The sequence below is a fragment of the Arcticibacter svalbardensis MN12-7 genome, from assembly GCF_000403135.1.
Taxonomy (GTDB): Bacteria; Bacteroidota; Bacteroidia; order Sphingobacteriales; family Sphingobacteriaceae; genus Arcticibacter; species Arcticibacter svalbardensis.
This window is the reverse complement of the sequence record NZ_AQPN01000090.1, coordinates 91,046-111,040: the sequence shown is the minus strand read 5'-3', so window position 1 is coordinate 111,040 and position 19,995 is coordinate 91,046. Positions and strand designations below refer to the sequence as shown.

General features: G+C 39.1%; 20 protein-coding genes. 8 read left to right on the top strand and 12 right to left on the bottom strand.

Annotated elements, in window-relative coordinates; genetic code table 11:
• Nucleotides 1–361 precede the first annotated feature (361 nt).
• The 6 genes from bshC to rpmB form a co-directional block, all read right to left on the bottom strand.
• Nucleotides 362–1,963 carry a bacillithiol biosynthesis cysteine-adding enzyme BshC gene (gene bshC, locus ADIARSV_RS12085; protein WP_016195818.1) on the bottom strand — a complete coding sequence of 534 codons (1,602 nt, stop codon included), beginning with the start codon at nt 1,961–1,963 and terminating at the stop codon, nt 362–364.
• A gap of 48 nt (nt 1,964–2,011) precedes the next feature.
• Nucleotides 2,012–3,346 carry a 30S ribosomal protein S12 methylthiotransferase RimO gene (rimO, locus tag ADIARSV_RS12080; protein ID WP_016195817.1) on the bottom strand — a complete coding sequence of 445 codons (1,335 nt, stop codon included), beginning with the start codon at nt 3,344–3,346 and terminating at the stop codon, nt 2,012–2,014.
• Nucleotides 3,347–3,366: 20 nt separating this feature from the next.
• Complete coding sequence (gene ftsY / locus ADIARSV_RS12075; RefSeq protein ID WP_016195816.1) at nt 3,367–4,329, bottom strand: signal recognition particle-docking protein FtsY; 963 nt, start codon at nt 4,327–4,329, stop codon at nt 3,367–3,369.
• Between the two features lie 86 nt (nt 4,330–4,415).
• A complete protein-coding gene (locus tag ADIARSV_RS21170; RefSeq protein ID WP_016195815.1) occupies nt 4,416–4,580 on the bottom strand; it encodes a DUF4295 domain-containing protein in 165 nt (54 codons plus the stop codon).
• A 30-nt stretch (nt 4,581–4,610) separates the two neighbouring features.
• A complete protein-coding gene (gene rpmG, locus ADIARSV_RS12070) occupies nt 4,611–4,793 on the bottom strand; it encodes a 50S ribosomal protein L33 (RefSeq protein WP_016195814.1) in 183 nt (60 codons plus the stop codon).
• Between the two features lie 19 nt (nt 4,794–4,812).
• Nucleotides 4,813–5,046 carry a 50S ribosomal protein L28 gene (rpmB, locus tag ADIARSV_RS12065; RefSeq protein WP_040299920.1) on the bottom strand — a complete coding sequence of 78 codons (234 nt, stop codon included), beginning with the start codon at nt 5,044–5,046 and terminating at the stop codon, nt 4,813–4,815.
• 232 nt (nt 5,047–5,278) lie between these two features.
• Between rpmB and ADIARSV_RS12060 the strand changes: the two genes are divergently transcribed.
• From ADIARSV_RS12060 to ADIARSV_RS12045, 4 genes are all read left to right on the top strand, one after another.
• On the top strand, nt 5,279–6,793 hold the full coding sequence (locus tag ADIARSV_RS12060) for an MFS transporter (RefSeq protein ID WP_016195812.1): 1,515 nt from the start codon (nt 5,279–5,281) through the stop codon (nt 6,791–6,793).
• 1 nt (nt 6,794) lies between these two features.
• Nucleotides 6,795–7,028 (top strand): DUF6814 family protein, encoded by a 234-nt coding sequence (locus ADIARSV_RS12055; protein WP_016195811.1) that lies wholly within the window; start codon nt 6,795–6,797, stop codon nt 7,026–7,028.
• 28 nt (nt 7,029–7,056) lie between these two features.
• Complete coding sequence (acs, locus tag ADIARSV_RS12050; protein ID WP_016195810.1) at nt 7,057–8,970, top strand: acetate--CoA ligase; 1,914 nt, start codon at nt 7,057–7,059, stop codon at nt 8,968–8,970.
• Nucleotides 8,971–9,032: 62 nt separating this feature from the next.
• Nucleotides 9,033–9,218, top strand: a complete 186-nt coding sequence (locus tag ADIARSV_RS12045) for a CsbD family protein (RefSeq protein WP_016195809.1) — start codon at nt 9,033–9,035, stop codon at nt 9,216–9,218.
• Nucleotides 9,219–9,308: 90 nt separating this feature from the next.
• Here the strand turns inward: ADIARSV_RS12045 and ADIARSV_RS12040 are convergent, their stop codons facing one another.
• From ADIARSV_RS12040 to ADIARSV_RS12030, 3 genes are all read right to left on the bottom strand, one after another.
• Nucleotides 9,309–9,794 carry a hypothetical protein gene (locus tag ADIARSV_RS12040; protein WP_040299918.1) on the bottom strand — a complete coding sequence of 162 codons (486 nt, stop codon included), beginning with the start codon at nt 9,792–9,794 and terminating at the stop codon, nt 9,309–9,311.
• A gap of 392 nt (nt 9,795–10,186) precedes the next feature.
• Nucleotides 10,187–10,753 carry a cupin domain-containing protein gene (locus ADIARSV_RS12035; RefSeq protein WP_016195806.1) on the bottom strand — a complete coding sequence of 189 codons (567 nt, stop codon included), beginning with the start codon at nt 10,751–10,753 and terminating at the stop codon, nt 10,187–10,189.
• 195 nt (nt 10,754–10,948) lie between these two features.
• On the bottom strand, nt 10,949–12,997 hold the full coding sequence (locus tag ADIARSV_RS12030; RefSeq protein ID WP_016195805.1) for an OPT family oligopeptide transporter: 2,049 nt from the start codon (nt 12,995–12,997) through the stop codon (nt 10,949–10,951).
• A gap of 134 nt (nt 12,998–13,131) precedes the next feature.
• Here ADIARSV_RS12030 and ADIARSV_RS12025 point away from each other — a divergent pair, with 134 nt between their 5' ends.
• Nucleotides 13,132–13,623 carry a D-glycero-alpha-D-manno-heptose-1,7-bisphosphate 7-phosphatase gene (locus ADIARSV_RS12025; protein ID WP_016195804.1) on the top strand — a complete coding sequence of 164 codons (492 nt, stop codon included), beginning with the start codon at nt 13,132–13,134 and terminating at the stop codon, nt 13,621–13,623.
• A gap of 191 nt (nt 13,624–13,814) precedes the next feature.
• Here the strand turns inward: ADIARSV_RS12025 and clpB are convergent, their stop codons facing one another.
• The 3 genes from clpB to pyrE form a co-directional block, all read right to left on the bottom strand.
• On the bottom strand, nt 13,815–16,439 hold the full coding sequence (clpB, locus tag ADIARSV_RS12020; RefSeq protein WP_016195803.1) for an ATP-dependent chaperone ClpB: 2,625 nt from the start codon (nt 16,437–16,439) through the stop codon (nt 13,815–13,817).
• A gap of 258 nt (nt 16,440–16,697) precedes the next feature.
• A complete protein-coding gene (locus ADIARSV_RS12015) occupies nt 16,698–17,096 on the bottom strand; it encodes an SRPBCC family protein (protein ID WP_016195801.1) in 399 nt (132 codons plus the stop codon).
• A 9-nt stretch (nt 17,097–17,105) separates the two neighbouring features.
• Nucleotides 17,106–17,765, bottom strand: a complete 660-nt coding sequence (gene pyrE, locus ADIARSV_RS12010) for an orotate phosphoribosyltransferase (RefSeq protein ID WP_016195800.1) — start codon at nt 17,763–17,765, stop codon at nt 17,106–17,108.
• 408 nt (nt 17,766–18,173) lie between these two features.
• On the opposite strand from pyrE, the gene ADIARSV_RS12005 reads away from it, so the two are divergent.
• The 3 genes from ADIARSV_RS12005 to ADIARSV_RS20660 all read left to right on the top strand — a co-directional run bounded on the left by ADIARSV_RS12005 (nt 18,174) and on the right by ADIARSV_RS20660 (nt 19,985).
• The gene (locus ADIARSV_RS12005; protein ID WP_016195798.1) at nt 18,174–19,058 is read left to right on the top strand and encodes a UbiA family prenyltransferase; all 885 of its coding nucleotides are present in this window, start codon (nt 18,174–18,176) and stop codon (nt 19,056–19,058) included.
• An 85-nt stretch (nt 19,059–19,143) separates the two neighbouring features.
• Complete coding sequence (locus ADIARSV_RS12000; RefSeq protein ID WP_040299916.1) at nt 19,144–19,434, top strand: DUF2089 family protein; 291 nt, start codon at nt 19,144–19,146, stop codon at nt 19,432–19,434.
• Nucleotides 19,431–19,985 carry a YIP1 family protein gene (locus ADIARSV_RS20660; protein ID WP_016195796.1) on the top strand — a complete coding sequence of 185 codons (555 nt, stop codon included), beginning with the start codon at nt 19,431–19,433 and terminating at the stop codon, nt 19,983–19,985. Before ADIARSV_RS12000 ends, ADIARSV_RS20660 begins: the two co-directional genes overlap by 4 nt.
• Nucleotides 19,986–19,995 lie beyond the last annotated feature (10 nt).

Sequence of the window (19,995 nt, the reverse complement as noted above, 5' to 3'; positions counted from 1 at the left end):
TCAAGTTTTAATCCTGGTAAATTTAAAATTAACTTTAAGAACGATTATCAAGCTAAATAAATTACAAAGAATAATTCTAAGCTGGCTAAGTCTTATTCGAGATAAATTTCAAATCAACTCTTAAGAACGATGATTAATCTAATCACATAGAATAATTCGAAGCTAACTAAGTTGTTAAAAATGGTAATTTAAAATCAATTCTTAAGCATGAAAGTTAGGCTAAGTCCAATAAATGGAATTTTCTAATGCTTATTAAGTCAATAGTAATAAATCAAACAAGTTTTAAGAATATATGTCACTCTAAATCCAGAAAAGAGTGCAGCGTTAGTTTAGCTTAAGCTCAATAATATTTTGAAGCTAACTACGGCTCAATAATAGTGAATTTGAAATCAAGAGGTTTAAAATACTTGATCAGTTCTGCTATAAAACCATCACCATATTTAACAAAGAATAAACCGAAATTCTCTGACCTTTCCTGTAAACTATTACCCGGAAAGTATTTAGTGCGCAGGCCCTCTATTTGAGAGAGTGCACCTTCATGATTCTTTTTCTCAGCTTTTAGGAATTTCTTCTCCAGATTTTCAAGTGTATGATACAATCTTGCTTTTACTGCTTCCGTACTTGGGGCTAATGTGGGGTCGATTTTATAAGCCCTTAGTTTGATTTTTTCAAAAATAGACTGGAACTCTTTCCGCTCATCTGACAAGTTCAGGACATTTTGCGTATTCCTTAATACCCATTCATTTTGTAAGATGTCCGTACTCTTGAAAATATCTTTAGCAGGAATATGAAGCCTACATAGTTTACTACCGAAAGACTCATCCGTAATCATAGCCGAATTACGAAGAAGTAAAATAGGGAAATCTACCTTATATGCATCAAAACATTGTTTCAACTGCAGCCAGTATACTAACTCAGACCCACCACCTATATAAGCAAGGTTAGGAAGTATGATTTCTTGATACAAAGGACGCATGACAACATTAGGACTAAAGCGTTCCGGATGTTCCTTGATTTCATTCCTCAGCTCTTCCGCATTGAAACGGATCTCCGAATTTAACAGGTAATAAACACCCTTTTCCTCTACAAGGCGTTCGCGCAAATCATCCTTCATATAAAAGAAGTTGATTTCCCGACTATTAACCTGTGGTTCAAAACCCGCTTCTTTTAGTTTGTTAGTAGCTTCAGTAATAGCAGCTGAACTTATTTTATTAAAAATATCTTCTTCTATAACAGACGCAAACTGCGCTTTAAATTCCTTCTCATCTGCATCAACGATAACTAATCCGTAGCTGGAAAAGAGGGCATTAACTAAATAACGAGTAGCAGATGCTAAGGTATTATGATTCAAATACGCCTCTTCAATAATAGAGGCCAGTCTTTCTGAATTCTTTGAGATTCCCAGTGTACTCTGATAGGTCTTTAACGCTTTAGCAATGGTTTCCGGATTTAAACGACCTGTAGCACCACTCGCATCCAACTCCCAATTGATGTTCTTCCCAAATAGCTTAACGTGGTTAATCTCTGCAAAGTCATGGTCCTCAGTAGCCATCCAATATACAGGGACGAAATCCTTATCGGGATAAGCCTGCTTCAATTCCCTTGAAAGGTTAATTGCCGTTACTATTTTATAAATGAAATAAAGGGGACCAGTAAAGATATTCAGTTGGTGCCCCGTAGTAATCGTGTAAGTTGTGTCTCTTAAAAGAAGCTCAATGTTTTCATTTACCTTCAACTGGGATGGTAAGCTCGAATCTAACGTTTCCAAATATTGCCTTGTTAGTACATCTCTGAGCACTAATCTGTCTGTAGTAACCCTTCTGGACTCAATCAGACGACCAAAATTAGCTATAGTAGGAAAATGAGAAATGAAAGGTTGGATTTTAGAATCCCCAGCCAGATAACTTAAAGCTGTGGATGAAAAACTATTTGTTTCGTGATATTCGATGTATGTTGCTTTCATCCTAAGGCGAAATTAGAGCTATTTTTTATAACTCCGGGATGTATTACTTTATTTGACAATACTTCCATATAAATCAAAGTCATCAGCCCGTTCAATTTTGACCTGAACAAAACTACCAACAGTGGCATAATTAGTCTCTGCGTGCAATAGCACCTCATTATCTACTTCGGGGGAATCAAATTCTGTTCGACCCACAAAATACTCACCTTCTTTTTTATCAACCAAAACTTTAAAAGTTTTGCCCACTTTGTCCTCGTTTTTCTCCAATGAGATCTCCTGTTGAATATTCATGATCTCCTCAACCCTTTGTTCTTTCAGTTCTGCTGGTACATCATCAATAAGTACATGAGCATGCGTTTTCTCTTCGTGAGAGTAGGTAAAACAACCCAATCTATCGAAACGGGTTTCCTGTACCCAATCCTTCATCTCATTAAAGTCAGCCTCAGTTTCACCAGGATACCCACAAATTAAAGTAGTACGTAAAGCAATTTCAGGCACCTTGTTACGGATAGCACTAACCAGATCCAACGTTTTCTGTTTGGTAATGCCCCGACGCATTGATTTCAGCATCGAATCACTGATATGCTGTAAAGGCATATCCAGATATTTACAGATATTATCACGCTCATTCATCACATCCAGAATTTCCATGGGGAAACCAGAAGGATAAGCATATTGCAACCTGATCCATTCTACGCCGTTTACATCAGAAAGATGACGTAACAGTTCATCCAGATTTCGCTTACCATAGATATCAAGACCATAATACGTAAGATCCTGTGCAATTAAAATGAGTTCTTTTGTTCCATTACGAACCAGCAATTTTGCTTCATTCACCAGCTCTTCAATCGGCTTGGAAACATGTTTACCCCTCATCAAAGGGATCGCGCAGAATGAACATGGGCGGTTACAACCTTCACCTATTTTAAAATAAGCAAAATGGGAGGGAGTCGTTAAAAGACGCTCACCCAGTAGTTCATACTTATAGTCGGCACCCAGACTAGATAAAATATCCTTTAAATCATTGGTGCCGAAGTAGGCATCTACATTTGTTATTTCAGCTTGAAGTTCAGGTTTGTAACGTTCAGAAAGGCAACCAGTGACAATTACTTTTGCAACCTTTCCCTGTGCTTTTAATTCACTATACTGTAATATTGTATCAATAGATTCCTGTTTGGCATTATCAATAAAGCCACAGGTATTGATTACGATAATATCATCCTTCGAAACGGTATCAGCTTCGTGCACCACATCGATCATGTTACCCCGTAACTGACCCATAAGTACTTCCGAATCGTATATGTTTTTAGAACAACCCAGTGTGATTACATTCACCTTAGGCTTTTTAATTAATCCTTTTTTACTTGCAATCTTCGTTATCATATCGTTCCCTTCTTAGCAAATTATTTAAACAGGCTGTTTACAAATTCTTTCCTGTCAAATAGCTGTAAATCATCAATTCCCTCACCAACACCAATATATTTAACCGGAATTTTAAACTGATCTGAAATTCCAATCACTACACCACCTTTAGCAGTTCCATCCAGTTTTGTCAGTGCCAGCGCATTTACATCTGTAGCCTGAGTAAACTGCTTACATTGTTCAATTGCATTTTGTCCGGTAGAAGCATCTAAAACCAGCAGAATCTCATGAGGAGCATTAGGCACTACTTTCTGCATCACTGTTTTAATCTTTGTTAACTCGTTCATCAGGGCCACTTTATTATGCAAACGTCCGGCAGTATCAATAATAACTACATCATCGCCGTTGGCTACCGCAGATTGAAGCGTATCGAAAGCCACCGAAGCAGGATCAGATCCCATAGGTTGAGCCACCACACGTACACCTACCCGTTCGCCCCATAATTTCAGTTGATCCACAGCTGCAGCTCTAAAAGTATCAGCTGCACCAAGTACAACCTTATTTCCCGAAGCTTTTAGCTGATGAGCCAATTTTCCAATCGTAGTCGTTTTTCCAACACCATTTACACCCACCACCATGATCACATACGGCTTATAATTGCCATACTCGAACTTCTCAAAATCATTACTGTTGTTCTCTGCAAGAAGCTGCTGAATCTCATCCTTTAACAGGTTATTTAACTCAGAAGTGCCAAAGAACTTGTCACGTGCAACCCGTTCCTGAATCCGCTCAATGATCTTAAGCGTAGTAGAAACACCTACATCAGAGGTAACTAATATCTCTTCCAGATTATCGAGCACCTCGTCATCAATAGTCGATTTTCCAATTACTGCTTTTGTCAGTTTGGAGAACAAACCATTTTTGGTCTTTTCCAGGCCTTTATCTAAAGCTTCCTGCTCGATCGGCGTGGTTTCCTTCTTTTTAAAAAAATCGAATAATCCCATTGTGATGAAATGTGCTGACTATACAAAAAAAGCCCTCCTGATATAAATCGGGACGGCTCCTTACAGTTTTTAAAGGAATTTGATTACTATACTTTTTTAATTTCAGCAAGAGCATCTTTAACGTGATCGTTATGAGCAATAGCTTCTTTAAAAGTGTAGGCGCCAGTCTTTTCAGATCTAACCATCGTGATTACCTTAGAATATTCTTTGCCTTTTCCTGTTTTAAGGGTTGCAACTACTTTCTTTGCCATCTTTTATATTTTAATCAGGTACAACCTGGATTATTTAATTTCTTTATGAACAGTTACCTTTCTAAGGAACGGATTAAATTTCTTTAATTCTAAACGTTCAGTAGTGTTCTTCTTGTTCTTTGTGGTGATATAACGAGACATCCCAGGTTCGCCACTAGCTTTATGTTCAGTGCATTCTAAAATTACCTGAACACGGTTACCTTTCTTAGCCATTTTTTATTTTTTTACTTTATTAAATGAATCCTTGTTTAAGGAATTTACTAATCACGGCGCTGATTCCGTTCTTATTAATAGTTTTGATTGCTGAGGTTGATACCTTCAGCGTAATCCAGCGCCCTTCTTCAGGGATGTAAAATTTCTTTACTTTCAAATTAGGATAAAATCTGCGTTTAGTTTTAGCGTTTGAGTTAGAAACGTTAAAACCTTTCATTGCCATTTTTCCTGTTAAATCACAAATTCTCGACATGACTATGTTGTGTATCTTATTGTAAAATCAGCCTCTTTTAGAGTTTGCAAATATCATAAGAATTAATTTAACAAGCAATATTATTTACCTAAATATTTCAAAATCTATAAACCAGCAATTTTATACAGGTTTTTATACAGAAGATTACTATTCCATATTTTTTATAAATTTATTTCTGTACTGTTCTTTAATATGTCTAATTTAATGCCCACTAACAAATATAAACTCAAGTATGAATGATCCTCAGATGCTGGTTCCTGTCGAAGGCAAAAGTAAGCTATGGAGTGTTATTACCGCGTCTTCGGTGGGTACGCTTATCGAGTGGTATGACTTTTACATCTTCGGAAGTCTGGCCACTATTCTCTCTACTCAATTTTTCCCATTGGCTAATCCTACAGCCGCATTCCTTTCTACACTAGCCACTTTTGCGGCCGGATTTATTGTCCGTCCTTTTGGAGCATTAGTTTTTGGGCGACTAGGTGACCTTATTGGTCGTAAATACACTTTCCTGCTTACGCTTGTGCTCATGGGTGGATCAACCTTTGCCATCGGCCTCATTCCCGGCTTTGCTACCATTGGCTATGGCGCACCCATCCTGGTATTAATTCTACGACTTGTCCAGGGTTTAGCATTAGGCGGTGAGTATGGTGGTGCAGCTACCTATGTAGCAGAACATGCCCCTGCCAATAAAAGAGGTTTCTACACCAGTTTTATTCAAACTACAGCCACAATGGGTCTGTTCCTGTCACTTGGCGTAATTCTTTTAACCAGACATGTTATTGGCGTCGATTCTTTTAACAGCTGGGGCTGGCGGATCCCATTTCTACTCTCTTCCTTGTTGGTTATCGTTTCCATCGTGATTCGAATGAGAATGCACGAATCGCCTCTCTTTGCTAAAATTAAGGCTGAAGGCAAGACTGTTAAAAATCCTTTAAAAGAGTCATTCGGAAGGAAAGAAAATCTTAAAATGGTTCTGCTTGCTTTATTTGGAGCAACAGCAGGACAGGGTGTTATCTGGTATACCGGTCAATTTTACGCGCTTTCATTCATTCAGAAAACCATGAATATTGAATTCGTTCAATCCAACTATATTATCGCTATAGGGCTCCTCATTGCCACACCATTTTTTGTTGTATTTGGAGGTTGGTCTGATAAGATCGGCAGGCGAAATATTATGATGGCGGGTTTGTTATGCGGTATCCTTTTTTATAGGCCTATCTATAAACAAATGTATGCCTTATCCGACTTGAGTATAAAAACCGAAATGCCCGCTCAATTGCAAATTAAAAATGAAATAGCTAAAACAGAGAGCGGTGAAAATAAAGTAACCCGGACGACGGAAACGCATTATACTGATGGAACAGTCAGTCGTATAATATCTTCTCAATTGCCTGAACAACAAGCAGTACTGAAATCCGAAGTTGATCTTTCTACCCGATCCTTCTGGATGCTGGTAGGCCTAGTTTTTGTGCAAGTTTTATTCGTTACCATGGTATATGGTCCTATCGCCGCTTTCCTCGTTGAGCTATTTCCAACAAATATCCGTTATACCTCTATGTCATTGCCCTACCATATCGGAAATGGGGTTTTCGGGGGACTTACCCCATTCATTGCCATCAGTTTAACCTCTCTTCCGGGCGCTACACCTTTTGATGGTCTTTGGTATCCGATTGGTGTTGCCACCATCTGTTTAATTATCGGAATGGTTTATATTAACAAAAGTACTTACAATACAGCAAACGATTAAAATGAACCTACTTAGAAAATACCTTGGCATCATCTGGCTTTTAGCTGGGATTTCACTTGCTGCATTTCTCTTTTACAAGGCCATAACCGTCCTCGGATCTACTTCGGTGCATCCCGAAGATTACGTGTTCTGGTTAGTCATTATAACCATTTTTATTCCCATTATAATTGGGTTTATTTTATTTGGATATTACGCTTTTAAGGGCGAATATAGTAAGGAGATTGACTCCGTTTAGTTTTAATATACATTAATACCGCATTGAAATGAGATCATTAAAAGTTTCTTCTTTTGAAAATTATACTGAAGTATACAATTATAGTGTTTCCCATCCCGAAAAATTCTGGTCTGAAATAGCCGAGAATTTCCAATGGAGAAAAAAATGGAATAACGTCGTAAAATGGAACTTCAAAGAGCCAGAAATAAAATGGTACGAAGGAGCAAAACTGAATATAACTGAAAACTGTCTGGACCGGCATCTCGTATTAAACGGAGATAAACCTGCTATTATCTGGGAGCCCAATGATCCTGATGAAGCACATCGTGTCCTGACTTATAAGCAGTTGTATGAAAAAGTTTGCCAGTTTGCACATGTATTGAAAAATAATGGGGTAAAAAAAGGCGACCGTGTCTGCATCTATTTGCCTATGGTTCCAGAGCTGGCAATTGCCGTACTGGCATGCGCCCGTATCGGTGCTATCCACTCCGTTATATTTGGAGGTTTTTCAGCTCAATCCATTGCCGACAGGATAAATGACGCAGATTGTTCTTTAGTAATCACTGCCGATGGAGGATTCCGCGGTCCCAAAGACATCCCTTTAAAAGAAGTCATTGACGATGCCCTTGTACAATGCAAGAGCGTAACCAAAGTAGTTGTCTTAACCCGTAGCCGCACACCCGTATCCATGATCAAAGGTCGGGACGTATGGTGGGAAGATGAAATCAAAAAGGTAGAAACCATGGGTAAACATGATTTTCCAGCCGAAGAAATGGATGCGGAGGATGTGTTATTTATCCTCTATACTTCGGGTTCCACCGGAAAGCCAAAAGGCATCGTACATACATGTGGGGGGTACATGGTTTATGCCGGATATACCTTTGCCAATGTCTTTCAATACCAGCCCGAAGAAGTTTATTTCTGCACAGCAGATATTGGCTGGATCACCGGACATACTTACATTGTTTATGGACCCTTAAGTCAGGGTGCCACAACCCTGCTCTTCGAAGGAATCCCTACATGGCCGGGTCCCGACCGTTTTTGGGATATTGTGGATGAATACAAAGTGAATATTCTATATACCGCGCCTACCGCTATTCGGTCCTTAATGAGCTTTGGTGACGATGTTTTGAATGGAAAAGATCTCAGTTCGATCACTAAATTAGGTTCCGTAGGAGAACCCATCAATGAAGAGGCATGGCATTGGTTTGATGAAAAGATAGGCAAAGGAAAGGCGCCTATTGCAGATACCTGGTGGCAAACCGAAACCGGAGGAATTATGATCAGTCCCATTGCCGGAGTTACGCCCACAAAACCTGGGTATGCCACTTTACCTCTTCCCGGCATTCAACCCTGTCTGGTTGATGAAAGCGGGGCGATCATTAAAGGAAATGGAGTCAGCGGGAATCTATGTATTAAGTACCCATGGCCCGGCATGTTGCGTACTACCTATGGCGACCACGAACGATGCCGTCAAACCTATTTTTCAGCGTATAAAAACCTTTATTTTACAGGGGATGGCTGTTTGAGGGATGATGATGGTTATTATAAAATTACCGGACGGGTAGATGATGTATTGAATGTATCCGGACATCGGATCGGTACTGCAGAAGTAGAAAACGCCATAAATATGCATGCCGATGTTATAGAAAGTGCCGTTGTTGGTTATCCGCATGCTATAAAAGGGCAGGGAATCTATTCCTACGTTATTTTAGGCTCTTCTACGCACAATGATAAGGAACTGGTAAAGAAAGATATTATAAAGACCGTTACTCGTTTAATAGGCGCTATAGCCAAGCCGGATAAAATTCAATTCGTAACAGGTCTTCCTAAAACACGTTCAGGGAAAATCATGAGGAGGATCCTTCGAAAGATTGCAGAAGGGGAGACCAGTAATCTTGGAGATACCAGTACTCTGCTGGATCCCGGTGTAATAGAAGAGATAAAAAATGGTGCTTTTTAAATATTTTGAACAAATTTTTTAGTTCCTTGTTACTCTATAATATCTAATTAAAACATAATATCATGGATAAGCTAGAATTAAAAGGAAAGTGGAACGAAATGAAAGGTAAAGTAAAACAAGCATATGGTGATCTGACTGATGACGATTTGACATATGAGGAAGGTCAAGAAGATGAGTTATACGGACGCCTTCAAACTAAGACCGGTAAAACTCGCGATGAAGTCGTTACTTGGTTAAAAGGGTTATAAAAAATTAGAGACTGCTTGATGAAGCAGTCTCTTTTAACAAAATTTAGTTACAACCTTTACCTTTTATGAATTTTGTTAAAGTCTTATTTACTACAATTTTATTTCTTTTGGCATTAACTTAACAATGTTCGTAGAATCTGAAGCAAAATAACTATTCATAGACACTCTGCCATCTTCAGTAGCCATAGCCATATCGCCATTCATTTCAAACAGATCACCTACTTTCAGCTTTGAAACATCAGTCTTTATCTTTGATTCAGCTGTGGGGATTTGTATCGCAAACTTAACCCCGTAAATACTAGAATCGCCAGGGATGGTGCTTTTCAAGTTAACCTGATCTCCTATGATATTTTCGACTTTAAAATTCCAGTCTTTAAATGTTAAAGCATTGTCACGTACATATTTATTCAGGTTAGTGATAACCCTGTCCTTTAGAATCTGGCTATGAAAAATATCAACCGTATCCTGTGTTTGCTTTAATCGTACTAAAAAACTATTTTGAGATTTACTGGTCTTTTTTTCACAGGCCATGAGCAGAAAGAGACCCGAGAGGCCAAATAGTATTATTCTTTTCATTATAATCTGGTTTATGCTGACAAATCAACTAAAAAGAATCCTGATTATCAAGCGTTTAAACATACAATACAAGCCAATTTACCAGAGTTTGAAGGTGTAATTAGTTAAAAAGTGACTTGTTGATCAAACAGAGCCGCTTATTAATCAAATAATTTTTTAAAATAAATTTTAATTTTTATTTCTTAAGGCGATATTCCAACAGAAATGAACACTGATCTGTACAAAATTTAAGGTTTTCTCGTAGTTACGGATCTGAAAGCTTTCCTTTAAAAATGGCAGGAAATACTCAAATAAAAGCCCCAAAAACTAAATTTTGAAGCTAGCATTAAACAAAATATCAACTCCGCATTTTATTCTGATCTTCACCAAAGAAGACTTTACTGTATAATCTACTAATTGATTTTTAAAGGCGGTCCAACTACCTGCATTTCATTAGCAGCAAATATTTTTGCAACTTCTTCCATACTTGGCTCATGATCCAGAGTAGACATCGTTAGAAAAAAACTTTCCAGTTTTCCTGCCGGCTGAAGCGTTACTGTCATTGTCCCTTTTTCAGATACTTGTGTCCATGCATGAGGTACATTTCGAGGTAAAAATATACTGTCGCCAACAGTTAAATCGAACAACTCTTCCCCAACCTTAAAATGATAGGAACCGTCAATAACGTAAAATATTTCGTCCTGCGCAGGGTGGATATGCAATGGTGTTCCTCTGCCCGGAGATAGCGATGTCTGTTCAAATATGGCCAAATTGCCATTTGTATCAGTGCCAGATATTTTGACATCCAATACATTGGAGTTCACCCCTTTCAGCTTGATATGGCCATGTATCCTTCCCTCCCTTGAACTAACTTTAAAACCCTTTTCTTTCCTTTGAAAAGCGTTTTTTATAGGAGAGAAAGAAAGAAGCGGCACCGATGCGAAAGCTAAAATTGAAGCAATAAATTTGTTTCTCTTCATATGATCGTATTTAAAGAGTACTTTATAAATTCATACGATGAACATCGCCTCTTTAAAGGAGATTTATTATTCAAAAATTAGCAATTTTATTTTAAAGTCCAAAATGATCAATCGGAAAACACGCTAACAAAAGAGCCTATAAAAAGCCCAAATGATTTAACTCTTGGGCTTTTAACAATTCTAATTTATATTAATTTATTCTTTATTTTTTGAGATACCAATGCGGTACAATGCAATACCCATAATTACAAAGAAGATGAAACCCATCAATTGATAGCCACTTTCACCCAGACTTCCTACCAGAGAAGGCTCAATGTTTAGTTTTCCAACAGGGACGGAAGTAGTTTCAAAAGCCATAAAGAAGGCATAAATAACACCCATTAATGCTCCTCCAGCCACTAATCCAGTTGAAAATAAACTTCCTTTACCAAGCTCATCATCTTCAACGACACCCTTCTTTTTGTTCTTCATATCCACGATTCCTTTGATTGCTCCACCTGCAAAAATTGGCAAGGTAGTCGATAAAGGTAAATAAGCACCAACAGCAAAAGAAAGTGATTTAACACCACAAAGCTCCATGGTAATCGAAAGAAATACACCAACCAGTACAAATTGCCAATCCAGGTTAAAAGACAACAAGCCTTTAATCAAAGTCGCCATTAAAGTTCCTTGAGGTGCAGGATATGCATCCGTACCAATCGCATGCATAATGCCCTGAGCCTGCATAGCAGCAGTAGGACGATCCAGAATAGATAAAGTAAGTCCAATTACTACTGCGGATACAATTGCCCCAATAAACAGCGCAAGCTGCTGATAGCGGGGGGTAGCACCGACAATATAACCCGTTTTTAGATCCTGAGACGTAGCCCCTGCGTTTGCTGCAGCGATACAGATCATACTACCTACCACCAATGCCATAGGCTCGAATAATTTGCCTGTCCAGCCTACACTGATAAAAACCAGACAAGTGGCCATCAATGTAGCAATCGTCATTCCTGAGATAGGATTCGAACTCGAACCGATCAGACCAACAATCCTGCTGGAAACCGTAACAAAGAAAAATCCAAAAACAATCACCAGTATCCCGATAATGAACTTATTAAAGATAGTATCACCAGGTACCTGCGGTAGAATCATCATGAGCGCGATCAGGGCTACACTTCCAAATATCACGACCTTAAAAGAAAGATCATCTTCTGTTCTTTTAACAACGGTCACGTCACCGCCGGTTTTCATTGAACCCAAACTTGATTTAAAAGAAGATATAATAGTTGGAATCGTTTTGATCAAAGTAATAAAACCACCGGCAGCAACGGCACCAGCACCAATCTGTCGGATGTATGCTCTGTAAAGCGCCCCTGCATAATCAGCGAAAGTCTTGGTAATCGGGTCCCAAGCACCCGCACCACCAGGAGTGGCCAGATCTTTTAAATAACCCAATTTAATCAACTGAAGAGCGGTAGTTTCCTGAGGAACAAGTGTGGCTAACAAAGGAATTAAGCCCAACCAGGCCAAAACACCACCCGCAACCAACACTCCCGCAATTTTAGGACCGATGATATATCCAACCCCCATATATTCCGGAGTGATCTCCCCATTCACCGTAGCGGAAGGGAAATAACGATTACTTTGTTCTGTTACCCATGCCGGACTCTCTGCAATCACGTGAAACACCTTCTGTAGAATTGCATAAGCAAATGCAAATCCCAAACCCTGGTATGCCGTTTTAGCAAAATCGCCACCCTTTTCACCAGCAATTAATACCGAAGCACAGGCCGTTCCTTCCGGATAAGGCAACGTGCCATGTTCATCTACAATCAATGATTTTCGCAGCGGAATCATCATCAATGTTCCCAGTATCCCACCTAAAGCAGCCAGGATAAAAATAGGCCAGTATGAAAAGAAACCCTCTCCATTACTGCCTGCAGAAAGAAATAGAAATCCCGGAAGGGTAAACACGACCCCTGCGGCAATAGACTCACCCGCGGAACCGGTAGTCTGAATAATATTATTTTCCAGAATGGTCGTCTTAAAAAACTTCCTTCCTATCGAAATAGCAAGTACAGCAATTGGAATAGAAGCAGACACCGTAAGTCCTGCTTTCAGTGCCAGATAAACAGTTGCCGCTCCAAAAATGACACCAAATATGGCACCCAAAAGGATTGACTTGACTGTAAATTCCGCCACCCGCTCGCCGGCAGCAACATAAGGCTTGAACTCTTTCTCTGGTTTAATCTCTGACATGGTTTAATTTACTAAAATTAACTTTGCCACAAAAGTATTATGATTAATCGCAAAAAGGATAAAAAAACTAATTTAATCCTGTTAATTCGATTATAACACCCAAATCAGATAAAAAGGAATTGTAGTTTTGCCCAATGGAAAAAAATAAGGCTGTTTTTCTGGACCGAGATGGTGTTTTAAATCAGGAAATGGGAGATTACGTATGCAAGATGGAAGACTTTCATATTTTGGAACATAACTTTGTACCCCTTAAAGCACTGCAGGATCGTGGATATCTTTTAATCATCATCACGAATCAAGGCGGAACGGCCAAAGGATGGTATACGGAAGAAACGTTAGCTGAAATGCATGACGCTTTACGCGCCGCCTATACCAAACACGGAATTCATATTACTGAAGTTTATTATTGCCGACATCATCCGGATTATAACGGCAGATGCCTTTGTCGCAAACCCAACTCACTCATGCTTGAAAAAGGAGTGGCCCGTTTTAATATTGACGCCTCCAAATCCTATTTTATTGGCGATAGAGAACGTGATATCGAAGCAGGAGAAGGAGCAGGCCTAACTGGAATACTCATCGATTCCAATCAACCAATAGGGGAGGTACTTCACCTGATCGCTTAAAATAGACACCTACAAATACCGTAAATAGAGATCCACAAACACCCTGCATCCCAAAATAATCAAGCAAGTAAATTCACAATATAAGCAGGATCTATAATATATCCATAAAACAAAACAAGCCGTCTCCTGCAAAGGGACAGCTTGTTTTACTCTAAAACTCTAAACTTGTTAATTATATCAAACTTGTTTAATTATACCTGAGCCGGTTCATTCTTTTCCAAAAGCTCTTTGTTCAGGAACACAAATTTCTGATCAAATACATCCAGCAGAATATGACTGTCTTTATCCACTTTACCCGACAGGATATCTTTGGAAAGCTCATTCAGAATCCGTTTTTGAATTACCCTTTTTAACGGACGTGCTCCAAACTGAGGATCATATCCCAATTGAGAAAGCCAATCAAGCGCTTCATCAGAAGCCTCTATCGTAACTCCCATCTCTGCCAGGGTATCCTGAACATGCTTAAATTGTAGTGAAACAATGGCCCTCAGTTCCTTCCGGTCTAGCGGTGTAAACATGATCAACTCATCAATCCTGTTTAAAAACTCAGGACGAATAGTCTGTTTCAGCAATTCGAATAACTGATTTTTCGTTTTTGCCACAATCTCATCGCGGTTGCTATCAATCAGCGAACTGAAGTTTTCCTGGATCAGGTGCGAACCTATATTGGAAGTCATGATGATGATCGTGTTCTTGAAGTTCACCACCCTGCCTTTATTATCCGTTAAACGACCATCATCCAGTACCTGCAACAAGATGTTAAACACATCAGGATGCGCTTTTTCAATCTCGTCAAGCAAAACCACACTGTATGGCTTTCTTCTTACAGCCTCAGTAAGCTGTCCCCCTTCTTCATAGCCCACATATCCCGGAGGCGCACCAATCATACGGGAAACGGCATGCCGTTCCTGGTACTCACTCATATCGATCCTAACCATGGACGATTCATCATTAAACAGGTACTCAGCCAAAGCCTTTGCCAGTTCAGTTTTACCCACACCCGTAGTTCCAAGGAAAATAAAGGAACCAATAGGTCTGTTTTTATCCTGTAAACCCGCACGGGAACGACGTATCGCATCCGAAATAGCTTCTATCGCTTCATCCTGTCCAGCCACACGCTTATGCAGTTCCTCTTCCAGATGAAGTAATTTCACCCTTTCGCTCTGCACCATTTTAGTAACCGGGATGCCTGTCCAGCGCGATACCACACCCGCGATATCATCAGCCGTAACTTCCTCTTTCAGCATTCTGCTGTCCACCTGTTTCTCAGCAAGCTCAGCCTTTAACACTTCAACCTTATCCTGAGCTTCTTTAATTTTACCGTAACGAATCTCTGCAACACGACCATAATCACCAGCACGCTCCGCCTGTTCCGCTTCCAGCTTATAATTTTCAATCTGCTCTACCAGGTTGTTGGCGCCATCTACCAGGTCTTTTTCACCCTGCCAGCTAGCCCTTAATGAATCGCGTTCAGCAGAAAGGTTTGCAATCTCTTCACTCAGTTCCTGCACCTTCTTGGTATCATTCTCTCTTTTAATCGCCTCCCGTTCAATCTCCAGCTGCATAATCCGGCGTTCAATCTCATCCACCGCTTCCGGTACAGAATCCATTTCCAGTCGCAATTTAGAAGCCGCCTCATCCATCAGGTCAATAGCCTTATCTGGTAAAAAACGATCCGAAATATAACGTTGCGAAAGTTCAACAGCCGCAATAATAGCCTCATCTCTGATCCGAACCTTATGATGCGACTCATAACGCTCTTTCAATCCCCTTAAAATAGATATAGCATCAGCAGTATCCGGTTCATCCACCATCACCTTTTGGAAACGACGTTCCAGTGCTTTATCCTTCTCAATATATTTCTGATATTCATTAAGCGTAGTCGCTCCAATTGCACGCAGTTCCCCACGAGCCAATGCTGGTTTCAAAATATTCGCAGCATCCATAGCCCCATCTCCACCTCCAGCACCTACCAGGGTGTGTATCTCATCTATAAATAAGATGATCTCTCCGTCACTTTGGGTCACTTCCTTAATTACAGCCTTAAGTCGTTCTTCAAACTCCCCCTTATATTTTGCTCCTGCAACCAGGGATCCCATATCGAGGGAATAAACAGTCTTTGATTTCAAACTTTCGGGTGCATCACCTTTTATAATTCTAAAGGCAATTCCTTCAGCAATAGCGGTTTTACCCACACCAGGTTCCCCTATCAAAATGGGATTGTTTTTAGTACGGCGGGAAAGAATTTGAATGACCCTTCTAATCTCATCATCACGGCCTATTACCGGATCCAGTTTGCCCGATTCCGCATATTCATTCAGGTTACGCGCATATTTATTCAGCGCATTAAAAGTAGCTTCCGCATTCTGGTCGGTTACTTTATTATTGCCCCTTAGGTCGACAATCGCTTTTTTAAGATCTTTCTCTGTAACACCAGCATCTTTCAGCATAGAACTTACCTTACCGGAGTTCGCTAAAAGTCCCAGCAGGATATGTTCAACAGATATAAACTCATCTTTGAACTCTTTAAGATAACCCTGTGCCTTTTGTAAAGTGTTATTGGTGTCCGCAGATAAGTAAACATTACTTCCAGTGACTTTAGGATAACTTTGTATTTCCGCGTCCAGTATGGTATTCAGACGGTTGACATTCACGTTGAGTTTCTTCAGCAGGAAATTAACAACGTTTTCATCAACTAACAGCAAACCCTTTAACAGGTGCGCATTTTCAATCGCCTGCTGCTGATTTCCAGTAGCTATTTCAGAAGCTTTTTGCACGGCTTCCTGGGCTTTAATTGTATAGTTGTTAAAATTCATTATTGTTGTTGTTTTGTATTCATTAAGAACAAAACAGTTGCCAATGTGAAATAGTTACGCCCGATGTGAAATATTGTCTGTTAAATTTTAAATGAGGTGACTAAAAGTCTGTTTTTAAACAAGTTGACAACGGAAATATATGCTTATTTGGCCACTCTTTTACTAAGAAAAAGTACAAAACCCATACTTATACTATTGGAAGAAATCGGTAACCTTTAAGAAGAAAGAAGTATAAACCCTTTGGATGGTGGTCAATTACTAGCCCAATATCTTTTTAAGTTCAGTAACCTGAAAATCAGTAAGTTTTTTTAATGGGCCGCTTGCCATCACCTTCATCATCATATTCAGCTCGGCAGATACAGTGAGAATAGCTTCGGTGGTATCCTCACCAAGACTGGTTACAACCCAACGCATTTCTATGTTAAAAGGAACTGCACTAGCCGGAACAATGATGACACTGCTATTGGGAATCCGGTTAGAGATCTTCAATGAAAGCCGGGACATATTTTTGATTGCAAAACTAGCATCATTCGTAGTAGATACCCATTCGGAAATAGAATCGGGCATCAGTTGCTGATGATTATTGAAATCTTTAAGAAAAGCAAAAACATCCGCTACAGGTTTGTTGATGCTTATTTTACTTTCAAAAACTGTCATTTTCGTCTTTTATAATGATTCAGAAATGGAACCGCTCCAATCATTTGGATTAGTCTTCCACTTTCTTAAAAGTTCAACATCTTCCTTGCTGATATAGGTATGTTCAGAAGCATATTCTATCAGTGCATTATAATTAGATAAAGTAGAGAATCTACATTTAGCGTTTTTAAAGTTTTCTGTTGCTTCAGTCAAACCGTAACTAAAGATGGCAACCATGCCAGCTACATCACAACCCGCAGCGCGTAACGCTTCCACAGCATGTAAACTGCTTTTACCTGTTGAGATCAGATCTTCCACCACAACTACACGTTGTCCCTCATGTATTTCACCTTCTATTAAACTTCCCGTTCCGTGTTCTTTAGCTGCTGACCGAACATAGGCAAAAGGTAATCCTAATTCCTGGGCAACTAATACACCCTGCGGTATGCCTGCGGTTGCAACACCACAAACTACTCCTACAGATCCGTAGTCCTCCTGGATTAAAGCAGCAAGGTTCTGCCTAATATAGGTTCTAATGGATGGATATGAAAGCGTGATACGGTTGTCACAATATATAGGCGATTTTAACCCGGAAGCCCAGGTAAAGGGTTTGGTCGGTTGTAATTTAATAGCTTTTATTTGTAACAAGAATTCAGCAACTTTCTGCTCAATCTCACTTTTGTTGATCATGGTACAAAGGTATAGAATTTAAATTAAAGGGGTTTATTGTTATTTCTGATGGGTTCACAGGAACTTTCATACCGAAAAACGATTTATATACGGATTCATTAGAGCTACTTTCTTCAGCCTTTCTTTTCGGTTTATAATGTAAATCTGCTACCATATACTTAGGTATCAAAAGTATGAAAGCAAATCGAAAATGAACAAACAAAGGGATAATTATTTTTCATGAAACGAGTTTGATCAATAAAAAGTGATTGATTGAAATTATAGCAATTCTAACGTTATAACTACTCTCTAATGATAGTATAAATACGCAATCTATGTGAATTTACTTAGTTATTCTTGCAATTCTAATAGTGATTAGCTAGTGCATAATCATTTGTTAATTATTATTTTAGTGTACCATTTATTCGTATGGATACAAAACAACTCATACCAAGCCGTTCTGCCCTTGCACATCTTCGTCTGGTGTTCTCCTTTTTTTTGTTTCCTGTATTTTTATTTGCTTTAAGTCAAACTCCCGCTTTTCATATTGGCGAAGCTTTCCTGATTTTTTTTATTTGGCACTTTCTTGCCTTTCCTGCTAGCAATGGGTATAATAGCTATTTTGATAAGGATGAGAAAAGTATAGCACTATTAGAAAAGCCACCAGAAGTAGATCTCAGCCTGTATTATTTTTCTTTGCTGCTCGAAATTGCAGCCTTTGTATTGTCATTTCTTATCAGCTGGTGGTTTGCATTTGCTGTTCTTATTTATGGCGTAATTTCAAAGATGTACAGCCATCCGTCCATTCGATTAAAAAAGTATCCATTAATAAGTTTTTTAGTGGTCTTCTTTTTTCAGGGAGTGTTTTTTTATTGGAGCACCTACTTCGCACTTGTAAATATTAGTCCTTTTACCGGTTGGAGGAGCCATGATATCATTGCAGGAGCTATTTGTTCATGCCTGATCGGTGCATCTTATCCGCTCACCCAGATTTACCAATACGAGGAAGATAGTAAGCGGGGAGACCATACACTGAGCTTACTTTTGGGCTATAAAGGCTCTTTTATCTTTTCCGGTGCATTGTTTGTTATTGGCCTTATCCTGACCTTCTTTTATTGGAAATCAAGTGGCACATTAACTAATTTCTATCTCTTTTTAATCTGCATATCACCCATCTTTACCTTTTTTACCTGGTGGTTTTGCAAAACAATGCAAAATACCAGGCATGCCAGTTTCAAAAATGCAATGCGAATGGTCTTTATCAGCTCAGTTTGTATGGTAATCTATTTTGGATTTTTAGTATGGATGCGATGAATTCTTTGCCAACCACTCAAAAAATAAATAAATATTTTTAACTTAATTAATATAATGTTTAATATTGTTTATCAAATGCTCAATAATGTTAAACATTGAAAGAAAGTTACCTGATATATGTCCAAGTTGCTCTGCCCCCTTACAGGTGACAAGTTTAGGATGCACTACCTGCGAAACTACCGTTTCAGGAAAGTTTCCACTTCCAATATTAGCGCGCCTAGCACCAGATGAGCAGAAGTTTATTTTAGACTTTGTAAAAAGCAGCGGGAGCCTCAAAGTAATGGCTCAACAGCTTGGCTTAAGCTACCCTACCGTAAGAAACCTATTAGACGATATCATTGTAAAACTTCAGGAAAACGAAAAATCAAAACTATGAAAATAGGACTATTCAATCCCTTTACCTATATAGCCGGCCTGAAAGCGCTAGTTATCGGCTTTGTATTTATGGCCATTACACTTGTGCTGTCATTCTACAGCCGTACACACTTTGATGGTGCAATTGATGCACATATAGGTTTACAGGCGCCTTTTTCAATGTTCGCTCTCGAACAATTAATAGCCTGGGGAAGTGTAGTGCTTACCTTTTTCATTGCAGGCCTGATTCTTTCTAAATCAAAATTCCGCTTTATTGATATTGCAGGAACCGTTGCTCTTTCACGTGCCCCTATGTTACTGGTAGCGCTATTAGGATTTTTGCCTATTTTTCATAATATACAGCCAGGGCATATCAGTAATGCAGTTATAGCTGTCGGTATTATTATGCTTATTCCAGTCATATGGATGATAGCCTTACTGTTTAATGGGTTTAAAACATCCCTGAATATCAAAGAAACTAAAGCCATTATTGGATTTATAATAGCACTCGTTCTGGCTGAGATCTTATCTATTAGCTTAAATCATTTGATTCAATCATTCCTCCTCAAATAATTAAACCTAC